This is a genomic window from Segatella intestinalis, assembly GCF_029348455.1.
Taxonomy (GTDB): Bacteria; Bacteroidota; Bacteroidia; order Bacteroidales; family Bacteroidaceae; genus Prevotella.
Genome location: NZ_JARJVV010000023.1, coordinates 31,656 through 42,740 on the forward strand (window position 1 = coordinate 31,656; position 11,085 = coordinate 42,740).

Annotated in this window: 7 protein-coding genes, 1 tRNA gene and 1 rRNA gene; 2 read left to right on the forward strand and 7 right to left on the reverse strand. The window is 46.4% G+C overall.

The genetic code is table 11. The features are described 5' to 3' along the window. Positions 1–106 precede the first annotated feature (106 nt). The 5 genes from tamL to P3T48_RS13335 all read right to left on the reverse strand — a co-directional run bounded on the left by tamL (position 107) and on the right by P3T48_RS13335 (position 9,519). Complete coding sequence (tamL, locus tag P3T48_RS13315) at positions 107–2,506, reverse strand: translocation and assembly module lipoprotein TamL (RefSeq protein ID WP_443217199.1); 2,400 nt, start codon at positions 2,504–2,506, stop codon at positions 107–109. Positions 2,507–2,514: 8 nt separating this feature from the next. After that, entirely contained in the window at positions 2,515–7,254 is a 4,740-nt protein-coding gene (locus tag P3T48_RS13320; RefSeq protein ID WP_276507005.1) for a translocation/assembly module TamB domain-containing protein, read from the reverse strand. 83 nt (positions 7,255–7,337) lie between these two features. Beyond that, positions 7,338–8,006: an RluA family pseudouridine synthase gene (locus P3T48_RS13325; protein ID WP_217757379.1), complete on the reverse strand. Its 669-nt coding sequence runs from the start codon at positions 8,004–8,006 to the stop codon at positions 7,338–7,340. 17 nt (positions 8,007–8,023) lie between these two features. Further along, a complete protein-coding gene (gene fabG / locus P3T48_RS13330; RefSeq protein WP_158463046.1) occupies positions 8,024–8,782 on the reverse strand; it encodes a 3-oxoacyl-[acyl-carrier-protein] reductase in 759 nt (252 codons plus the stop codon). A gap of 140 nt (positions 8,783–8,922) precedes the next feature. Further along, positions 8,923–9,519, reverse strand: coding sequence for a TetR/AcrR family transcriptional regulator (locus tag P3T48_RS13335; RefSeq protein ID WP_022252892.1), 597 nt, complete (start codon positions 9,517–9,519; stop codon positions 8,923–8,925). 190 nt (positions 9,520–9,709) lie between these two features. On the opposite strand from P3T48_RS13335, the gene P3T48_RS13340 reads away from it, so the two are divergent. Beyond that, positions 9,710–9,782: transfer RNA gene (locus P3T48_RS13340), tRNA-Met, on the forward strand. Positions 9,783–10,017: 235 nt separating this feature from the next. On the opposite strand, the gene P3T48_RS13345 is transcribed toward P3T48_RS13340, so the two are convergent. Next, positions 10,018–10,461 (reverse strand): lytic transglycosylase domain-containing protein, encoded by a 444-nt coding sequence (locus P3T48_RS13345; RefSeq protein ID WP_158463047.1) that lies wholly within the window; start codon positions 10,459–10,461, stop codon positions 10,018–10,020. 320 nt (positions 10,462–10,781) lie between these two features. Between P3T48_RS13345 and P3T48_RS13350 the strand changes: the two genes are divergently transcribed. Next, positions 10,782–10,994, forward strand: coding sequence for a hypothetical protein (locus P3T48_RS13350; RefSeq protein ID WP_276507006.1), 213 nt, complete (start codon positions 10,782–10,784; stop codon positions 10,992–10,994). A gap of 15 nt (positions 10,995–11,009) precedes the next feature. Here P3T48_RS13350 and rrf read toward each other — a convergent pair. Further along, positions 11,010–11,085 (reverse strand): 5S ribosomal RNA (rrf, locus tag P3T48_RS14440); the annotation flags it as partial.

Genomic DNA, 11,085 nt, shown 5'->3' on the forward strand with positions numbered 1-11,085 from the left:
ACAGTATGCAAAAGTAATAAAAAAAATGACTGCTGCACAATTTTTATCACTTTTTTTTGGCGATTTATATTTCATTCGTCTACATCTATGCGACTACCGGCAAAAATCAGAAAGGATAACCCACAGTCAGATGGAGGCTATGCGAGTTTTTGAAGGAATCGATATTGTAGAAGCCCTTCTTGCTGGTTTCGTAAGGCACATGAAGCCCCACACCCCAGTCTACACGGATGACGAACATACCCATATCATAGCGCACACCCACACCCGTGCCCACAGCCATCTGCTTGAAGAACTTTCGGAACTTGAACTGTCCCTGCGGACTGTGCTCCTCGCTGCGAAGTGTCCACACGTTGCCGGCATCAAGGAACAAGGCTCCATACAGGTCGCCCCAGATGCGAGGACGATACTCAATATTGGCAAGAAACTTAATGTCGCCTGTCTGGTCGATATAGGAATACTTGCTGCCTGTAGGCAGATACTGACCGGGGCCAATGCTTCGCACATTGAAAGCACGCACACTATTGGCACCGCCAATGTAGAACTGCTCGTAATAAGGCGCCTTCTCGCTGTTGCCATAACTCCATACCACACCCGCATTGAGGTGACCCACCAAGGTGGAATGCTCGGCGATGCGCCAGTACTTCACAAAATCAGTCTCCAACTTCAGGAACTGGGAATAAGGATTGCGGAACATCTCCTTGTCCTCGTCGTTCCACTTCTTGCCAGTACAGAGATAACCCAACGACAGGATGTTGCCTGCCTCGCTGACAGTCGTCGACCAGATGATGGGATGACGGTATTTCGCCGGACTGGTATAAGTATAGGTGTAGCTCATCTTGGGTACAAACTGGTCGCGCATGGCTATCTGCAGATAAGGACTCTCAGAGATGGCCTCATCGAAGGCTGCGGTACGGCTGTTCATAAACTCATACGACAACACTAAAGGACTGAACGAATGGCGATGCTTGGCTGAGGTAGCCCAGTCGTAGGTAAGTTCACCCGACACCACATGGCGACGGAAATAACCTGCCCTGTTGAGCACATTCATCGAGGCCTTCACTGTGGTGGAAGGAACGCCATAGAATGAACGCGGAATATGACCTTTGCGGAAACGGCGCTCACGCTGTGCCATGGTCGTAAATAGATTGAACGGGGTGACGATGCTTGGGAACGAGAGTGACACATCCGTACCATACTCATAGGAATTGATATGGTTGGAGCTGGCTCCGTTGCCTTTCTCGCCTGTCTGCCACTCGTAAGAGCCATGCAGATTGATATCGAGCTTCTCGCCTCCACGGAAGGCATTGCGCTTGGTAAAACCTACAACCAACTCGGGACCTACACGGCCTGTGGTTTTGCCCTTGACATTGGTCTCTATATAGAAATCATAAGGCTTGTCGAAAATCAAGTCGAGTGTGGCATCCAAGGTATCGCACTGAGCTGTGGTGTCACGAGGAGTAAACTGAAGGCTGGTATAGTTGAAGACTCCCATCGACTGCAAATGCTGGCGCGCCTTCTCCTCGTTCTCTACCCTGTATAGCTGTCGGGGACGCAAGTTCAAGTCGCGCAACACCACACCCGCACGGATAGGCATCTTCTTGCCATGATAACGGATATTGAGGTAACGGCGACAGAAAGAATCGGTAAGCTCTTCTGTAAACTGCTTGCGGAAGTTGATATTGATATTGCCGAGATACCACTGGCGGGTGACCTGCGAGTCGAGGCTGTCGGCCATGATCATCTTCATGCTTGCCTTGCCTGGCACATCTAAGGTATCTGCAAGATAGGAGACATAGCCATTCTGATAAAAATAATAGCCATTGTTGCGGAACAGACGGGTAAGGCGCTGACGCTCACCTTCCAGGCGAGGTACATTGAATGGGCTGCCCGTATGTACCAAAGCCTCCTGACGGGTGGAATCAATCAAAGCAGAGACTACTGATGGGAAATTGACATACTGCAACGTATCAATGGTCATCAACGGACCCAAAGACACATGATAAGCCAACTTGGCCTTCTTGGGATTTTTCCGGGTCAGAATCTCGTAGTTTACCTTGCCATGAAAATAGCCATACTTGGCAAGCTGGTTCTCTGCTACCTGTGCACGCAATCGTGGATTCACATTGCCCATCAATTTAGGACGTGAGCCGAATGCCTTGGTAATCCACTTGGCTATGGCGCCATCCGACTGCGAGAAAGCATTCCAAACCCAAAGGCGAACAGGGAAAGGCGTGCGATAATAACTGCTGCCGAAGAGGGCTCCATTAGGGGCAGAAGCCAGTACCGACTCCATTTCGAGAATCGTAGAATCGGCATAACCGCCTGGCTCATAATCGGTATATTCTATTTTCTTCAGACCCGTGAAGAGCTGCTCGCCTTCCTTGAGAGCACTCGTGGAAGAACAAGATGTACCTGCGGCAACCACCACTATGGCAACAAATACCATAGCCAACAGGCGGAAGCCGCGGGAATGATTATAGGGAATGCACTTTCTGTTTTTCATCATTTGCTTTTTCATTTTTGTTGAACAGCTGCAGGCACAGCCTTCAGGGTGTCGGCTGCAGCACGTGGCAAAGCCTGTTTCTCGGTCTTAAAGCGGAAGATGTCACTGAAGCGCTGCAATTTTCTGCGCCACATGAAACCAACACCATACTCGCCGATCTGACCCTCTAACCAGTCGTAGATGTTGTTGTTGTAGAAACCTCGGATATACTGACTGGCTCCATCGTTGAGTCGATATTGTATCTCCACATTATTAAAGAAGGTATCGTTGTTGACAGCATTCTCCATCTCGGCTCCCGAAGAAACCTGACCGCCCACACTGAAGCTCAGACGATTGTTGAAGAATCGCTTGGCAAACTTGAAATTGTAGTCAGTATGCAATGCACCGGCAGCATTGAGAGAGTTGTCGACAGTCATGCCTATATCAAGTCCCATGGAGCGCATGGCGGTTCCTGCAATGTTGTTGATTTCGGAATTGAGGAACGAGCTGAGGGCACTGTTCATCGAGAACGAATTGGTATTGCCGTTGGCAAGATACATGCCCGAAGCCAGCATGGTGATAGCCACCTTGCCACGTTCATCCACACTCATCGTGTTCAACTCATCCTGGACGTTCATGTCGGAAGGTGCTGAGATGATAAACTGTATACCAGGTTTATTCAGTGTCTGCGACAGTTTCACCCCACACTCGAAATCTACCGATCGGCCTGTACCCTGCCCTTCATTCACGGTCGACTTGATCTTCTCAGTAGCCGTGATGTTGAGCGTAGGATTGAAAGGATCGCCCGTAAACTCGATATAACTTCCGTCCTGAATGGTAAAGGTCTTCAGTGGAATGACAGGCAAGGAGTATTTCATCTCGCCATTACTCAATGTATACTTACCCGACAGACGCAGATTATCGGCAGGATTGTAAGTCATACGCAAGTCGCCTCCACCCACAAGGTCAATATAATTGGACTTGTCGGCATTCAGCGCACAAAGAATACGGGCAGACTCATCTATCGACATACCCAAGAGCATATCGAAGCCTTCGAGTTTTGGACGCACCACCGTCTCTTGCTTACTGTCTTTGAAATCGGTAAACTTCACCAACTCCTCAAGCTGAGTATCAGTGGTGAGTTCCGACTCTCGCAGGATATAAGTCATGTCGGTATTACCCAGCACGTCGAGCTTACCTCGCATCTTCAGATTAGACAAGGCGCCACGCATACTTCCCAAAAAGTTGACATACGCCTTACCGAAAGCCTCGGAACGGGCATTCTCCTTAGCATCTACCAGGAGGAAGTTCTGGGCACGCATCCTGACATCAAGCATCATCTTATCGAGATTGGAGAAATCCAGATAGCCCTGTATGTTGAGCGGACTCTCATTGTTGGCATACATCATGAAGTTCTCGAAGAGCAACTTACTGCCGGCTATCCTCACTGGGTCGTTGTCGAAACGCATCCTCAGTCCGTAAGGCACACTCACTAAATAAACAGAGTCCATGTATATCTCGCCGTCTACCTGTGGCTTGCTCAACGAGCCCTTGACGGTAAGACTTCCCTCACCACAACCTTCCAGACCAACAAGCTGGTCGGGCACAAATCCATTGATGAAGTGGAGCGGCAGTTTGTCCATGCCGACAGTAGCGTCGAGATAGCCCTCGCCCTCCGACTGGTAAGTACCTTTGATGGTAGCTACGTCCTCACCGTTGTATTTCAGTATTCCGTCGACGGCATGAGTGCCATCGCTCATAGGCATATACACGAACTCGGAGCCGACATTACCCATCGGGCAATTCTCGTAAACCAAGTTGTCGACCGATAGATTGGACGATACAGACAAGGCCTCCTTGGTCTGCACGACATGGAAATCGCCATTCATGATACCTGAGACATCAGGCATATAAGGTATGACACTCAGTACCTTGTCCAAATCAAAACGGGTCATGCCGATAGTGATGTCCTGCAGGGCATCCTCATTGTCGTCGTTAGAGTAGATACGCACACCCATTCCCTTGCTGGCCTCCAGCTGAAGCTTGGCAGAGATACGCATATCGCGTCCCAGCATCAGATAGTTGTCATCGTTGGCTGTAAATTTCTTATATCCCAATATAGGATGAGTATCGGTAAGACTCACCTTGATGCCGTTTTCCTGCATCATTGCCGCCAAACCTACACGCACGCCCAACTTGCCGTTGGCATCATAGATGCGGGCAGCGATATCGGAGCCTCGCTCTGCCAACTCTCCATCCACCAATGCCTGGAATACGTATTGCGGATTCTTCTTGTTGTTCACAATCCTCGCCGTATACCGGATGGTGTCGCCCTGGGTCATCACGTTGGCACGAACCGTATCCAACCGTACACCTTGTGCCACCAAAGAGTCGATATTAAGATGACCGTTCAGACCTGATATGGGTGAGGTACGAAGATCCATGTCCACCGTCTTGAAATGATAGCCGTTGTACTCGATAAAACGGGAGATGAAATTGTCTTTTCCTGTGGTAAGAGTGATGCGACCCAAGGGGAACTCGCGACGGATAGCCACCTGGTCGATACGTCGGTTCTTGAGTTGACTCATCACCTCGCCTTGCAGTTCATCAAGTCTTGACAGCAACTTTTTATAACCTCCATGGGTGTCCATACGAAGATGGAAGTCACCACAATTGAGTACGGCATGGGTTGTATCGCGACGAGTCAACACGTCGGCAACAATATCCACGGGACGATATTCTTTCTGCTGAGTCTTGATGACGATACTGCCCAACATAGCCTGCAGGTAGTGGTCCTCCTTCAGGTTGGTCTTCAGGTCTACCTGTCCACAGGCAGTTGCTCTCATAGGCACCTTGGTGAGTCCCATGAGGTAAAGGTCCACATTCCTGACATCAGCTACTACTGTTCCTTCCAGATTCTTGCTGTTGGTCAGCGCATCCAAGCTCACCAATCCCTTGAGCAACTGATTATTGCTGTCGATATCTGCATGTACTTTACCATTTGCTACATGGGCAACAGCCAACAGGTTGTTGATGTGATACTTGCCATAATGCAGCTGTACCACCTTTGCCTTGGCGTTGAGTCGAGTATGGTTGGACAAGAAATCAGTGCCCACGCCCTGGGCTTCCATCGATCCTGTAAAAGAGTAAAGTTCCTGATGAGGCAGGAAATGACTCACCTGTATCTGATGGGCTTGCACCTTGGCACGATAGGCCAGGTGGTTCATGTCGAGACTTCCGTCTTTCTTTGTATGAGTAACAACAGATGCTTCTACATTCATTCGTCCACGACCCTCCCACAAGGTCATCTTGGTGGCATACTTAGAGCCGTCCACTGCGACATCTCCCTTCAGAATCAAGCCATTAGGGATACGCACATCCTTCATTAGAGCCGGATCAAGCATCGCTGTAACAAATCCCAAATGATAGGTACGCGCATCAAAATGTATTTTCGCCTTCATCTGAGACATATCGTTGAGATGTGCCAACCAACCATCGGAGGACAACTGGAAGGCTGAAGGCAAATTGAGTTTCAAACCCGAATAGCTAAGATGCTGCATGTTTCCCTTTACTGTACCGGCAACCTCCATAGGATAATAAGGCCAGTTCCGACGCATCTTTTGAGGCATGTATGCACCGGCAAAAAGCATGAGGTCTTCTCTGCCGATACTGCCTCGTATCATAGCAGTCAACTTGCCAGGAGCGCTGTCGGCAAAGGCATTCATGTCCATGTCGACCATGGTCTGAAGAGTGGAGGAAGGAGTTCGCAGACAGAGGTCAGGCAACTGCAACTTCAATGAATCCATCACAAACCGGCCATACATCTGCTGTACGTTCAGACCACAGCGTTCTCTGAACTGTGCCTGACGAATCTTTACATCTATCTTCGAGTCACAGAAATAGAATGAGTCTGCCTTCAAGGTCATATCCAACAAGGCAATGTGGTTGAAGTCCAGACCTTCTGCCGGACGAAGCACAGAGATATTCTTACCAGCCAGCATTTCTGTCTGATAATTGTCGTAAGTTACCCTGCCCTTTCGCCAGTCGAGGGCACGCACTTGATAAAGTCCTTTGAAGAGATCGAGGTAGGTACCATGAGCCGTAGCATCACCCATATAGGCATTTACCCTGAGAGTATCTCCTGGCATGTGAAGCGCCAAAGCTGTGTTTTTCAACTTGAGCTTCTGGATATTCACCTTCCACTTGTTGGTCTTTGGCGTAGTATCGGGAGGTACGGTATCACTCAGTTCTACCGACAGACGGGCATCCGACAACAAGGCGTCATCTACATGGACAAGTTCCTTGCTCAGGTCGATGCCATGGGCACGCAATGCCATCTGCCCGACATCACCCTTGATACGCGCCTCGTGTATCCAGTTGGTGGTGTTGACCTTCATACGTCTGAAGTCCAACTCGTCCACCATTACCTGCTGCTTGAATAAAGGCATCAACTGAATGTCAACTACCATTTTTTCTATATCAGCAACTGTATCTTTTTTATTTCTGAGAGTTACATCATTACTGTTTTTCAACGAATCGATGGGCTGAAGCGCCTTCACACCCTCAACACCCAATCGCAGTGGAAAGACCAGTTCCACGTGCTTTACTGTAATATCCATGCCTGTAGACTCGGAAGCATAGGCAGCCACGCGCTTCACTGCCCAGTTCTGCACAGGTGGCAGATAAAGCAACAAAGTCAGCAAAGCTATCAGCAATATCGGGGTAAATACGATAACTGCTGCCCAAATTCCGCATTTTTTCTTTGTAGACATGGATTCTAAGTTTTATATTGTAAAACTGAAGTCAATTTCTTACTAACCATCGCCTATGGTATCAGTGATATGGATTCTATCGGTTATGGCGCTATCGCCTTCCATAGATTGTCATCGGGCAAAGGAGCCTCTACGACGATAGTCTCCTTAGATACAGGATGAACGAACTCAACCCTATGCGACAACAATGAAATGCTGCCGTCGGGATTGCTGCGAGGAGCACCATACTTTAAATCTCCCTTGATAGGACATCCCATCTTTGCCAACTGGCATCTTATCTGGTGATGACGTCCTGTCAACAGATTCACCTCAAGCAATGAGTAATGGTCGGAAGAACCTATCATCTTGTAACGCAGAATCGCCTTCTTCGAATTTTTCACCTCATGATCATAGGCGTAGCTCTTGTTCTGCTTCTCGTTTCTCACAATCCAATTCACCAGCTCAGCCTCTTCCAAACGGGGCTTATTCTTCACTATGGCCCAATAGGTCTTGTGCACCTCGCCGTCTCTGAACATATTGTTCAATCTGCTGAGCGCCTTGGAAGTCTTGGCAAAAACAACAAGTCCTGATACAGGACGATCAAGGCGATGTACCACACCCAGGAACACATTTCCCGGTTTCTGATACTTCGCCTTGATATATTGTTTTACCGTCTCAGAGAGAGGCTCGTCGCCGGTCTTATCGCCCTGCACGATTTCACCACTTCTCTTTGAGACAATAATTATATGATTATCTTCGTAAACTACTTGCACGTTCTAATACAGATAGATTACATATTCATACCACCATCAATCTGGATAACCTGACCACTAACGTAGCTGGACATATCAGAGGCGAGGAAGAGACAAACATTTGCAATATCCTCAGTCTGACCACCACGACGCAAAGGAATCTTCTTCATCCAGTCCTTGCGGATATCCTCTGGCAACTGAGCTGTCATAGCTGTCTCGATGAAACCTGGAGCTACAGCATTAGCACGTACACCCTTAGGACCCAACTCCTGGGCAATAGACTTAGCCAAAGCAATCATACCTGCCTTAGAAGCAGCATAGTTACACTGACCAGCATTACCATGAACACCTACTACAGAAGCCATGTTGATGATAGAGCCACTGCGCTGACGGAGCATGATAGGAGAACAAGCATGGATAAAGTTGAACGCAGACTTCAAATTTACATTCAGAACTGCATCCCACTGAGCCTCTGACATACGAAGCATCAAACCATCCTTGGTAATACCAGCATTGTTTACCAAGATATCGATAGAACCAAAGTCTGCCTGTACCTGCTTAACTGTCTTCTCTGTCTCCTCGAAATCGGCAGCATTGCCTGCATAAGCACGACAAGTAACACCAAGAGCCTCGATTTCCTTGCGTGTTGCCTCCAAACCGGCAGCCATGTCATCGTTAAGAACGAGGTCTGTAAATGCGATGTTAGCGCCCTCTGAGGCGAATTTCATTGCGACAGCCTTTCCGATGCCGCGGGCAGCTCCTGTTACAAGGGCTGTCTTACCTGTTAATAATCCCATTTTGTTTTGTTTTATAGTTTATGATGTGTTTATAAATTTATCTACTTGGATATATTGAATACTTTCTGCTTAGAGTCTGACTATACACCTTATTATATATAGCATGTTCGACATTGACAACATTAAATATAAATTTCGGTTTACAATTTTAGTCCAGACTTTCCTAAAGCACCATACACCACCTTGGCAACTAAAGGCTTGCTGCTCTCTTCAGTCAAGCCATGTCCCAGACGACCATAGATGAAGGGTACCTCCAAACCTTTGATACAATAGTGGGTGATATCGGCAACCAAATCTACGTTCTCTATGTCAAACTCACCGTCTTCCTTTCCTTCAGTATAAACCTTTCTGAAAAGTTCAATCTCGTCTTCATCAAAGTTCTTGCGAGCCTTTTCTACCATCCAGATATTACGGAAAAACTCTGCTCGAAGGTTACCGTTTCGAACCACGGTTTCTTTGATCATACTCAAATGGGTATAAATCAATTCGATAATCTTATCTTGGGGGCGAATCTTACATGCGGCCACCTCATCCAACTTGTCGGAAAGACGTTCCAACTCTGATTCTATAACCGCATAGTATACATCTTCTTTCCTACTAAAATAAGTATACAGCGTTCGTCTTCCCTTGCCCGAAGCCACAGCAATGTCATTCATCGTCGTGTTGGCTATACCATTCTTTGCAAAAAGTTGCCGAGCAACGTCTACCAGTTTCTGTCGAGTTTTGGATATTGACATATCAAAGTCCCCCTGTTATTATTAGTTGCACAATAAATTATCTGTGTGCAAATTTAGTGCTTTAATTCGATATAAGCAAATAATAAACTTTAAAATCCGTTAAAACGGTAATAATATACAGAAAACATTTGGTCATTTCAAGAAAAGTTAGTACCTTTGCACTCGCAATTCAGAAATGAGTTTATTATATCGCGGTGTGGAGCAGTTGGTAGCTCGCCAGGCTCATAACCTGGAGGTCGCATGTTCGAGTCCTGCCGCCGCAACTAATATCGGGTAAGAAGTTGATTTTCAACATTCTTATCCGATTTTTCATTTAAATAAGGACGGATCCAGACGATAAAGGGAATGGCGAGGTCGCTATTTAAACCCATGAAAAAGCACTAAAAGACGAATCATTCGGCAATTTCAGCAATCTCAGAAAAACATTACAGAAAGAACAAGTTATAAAACAAAAAATCCGGTTACTCCATTGGAATAACCGGATAGTATAAAACCATTTCATTTTTTCAATAGCTTCATTACTTTCTCAAAATAGCGCTGCGTTCTCTTGACGCTGTAATGGTTACCACCATTCCAGGCACGGATGGCCTGCTCAATACTATTCAGAGGATTGTAAACAGACTGCATCAACAGGAACATCTCCTTAGACTTAGAGATACTGTATCTATCAGACAACTTGTAACGCTTCTTACTATTCTTACGTTTCAAGATCTTATTGCATTCTGCTACCAAGATTGGAGTTATCTGCATCACGCCAACAGAATTACCACTCTTTGCTCTTGGATTTCCTTCACTCTCTACCTGAATTATCGCCTCCATCACTGGATTCCAATCAAACTCATTAGAGGAAACATTTTGTTTAGACATCGTTGCAGCCGATGCTGCGTCTACATTCAGCGTCAGCATGAGAATGCTGACCATCAACATTGTTATTCTCTTCATATTAATTATTTTATGGAACCTGAAAAGCTGAACTACAACATCAGTGATTTCGCGATGGCAACTTTTGAGAAAAAGAACGGTTGCTCATCTCAGTTCCGTTAGATACCTTAACGGATACCAGTCTATACGAAAAAACATAAGAAACTGTTATCCTTATTCTTATCGTTTGCAAAGATACGAAAAAAAAAAGAATCTCACAAGTAATTCACTGATTATCAGCGGTAATTTAAATTCTTAAACACTTTATAACACTATTCTTTGACTTAAATCAATCAACTTTTCATAGATAAATTATAAAAATAGTCACTGATGAATAGAAAATGAATGAATCAGAAATCACCTGCATGAACTTGAAAAGAACAATGATGGAAAGACTATGTGCTATAAGCGAAAGCGGCGCGAGCAACCTTGTCAGCAAGAGATACGTGCAAGAACTGCATTATCAACAAGAGCTGCTTCATTATCGTGAATTGCAGCATCAGCGTGAACAGGGTGGAAAAACAAAAAAGCCTCAGGAATCTTTCGAAACCTGAGGCCTTGATGAAAAAAGGAGGCGGCTACCTACTCTCCCGCATTGCATTGCAGTACCATCGGCGCAAGTGGGCTTAACTTCTCTGTTCGGAA

Coding starts and splice junctions, on each gene's coding strand:
- P3T48_RS13335 (WP_022252892.1), bottom strand. CDS start 9,519: ATGTCAATATCCAAAACTCGACAGAAACTGGTAGACGTTGCTCGGCAA.
- tamL (WP_443217199.1), bottom strand. CDS start 2,506: ATGATGAAAAACAGAAAGTGCATTCCCTATAATCATTCCCGCGGCTTC.
- P3T48_RS13345 (WP_158463047.1), bottom strand. CDS start 10,461: ATGAAGAGAATAACAATGTTGATGGTCAGCATTCTCATGCTGACGCTG.
- P3T48_RS13350 (WP_276507006.1), top strand. CDS start 10,782: ATGAATGAATCAGAAATCACCTGCATGAACTTGAAAAGAACAATGATG.
- fabG (WP_158463046.1), bottom strand. CDS start 8,782: ATGGGATTATTAACAGGTAAGACAGCCCTTGTAACAGGAGCTGCCCGC.
- P3T48_RS13320 (WP_276507005.1), bottom strand. CDS start 7,254: ATGTCTACAAAGAAAAAATGCGGAATTTGGGCAGCAGTTATCGTATTT.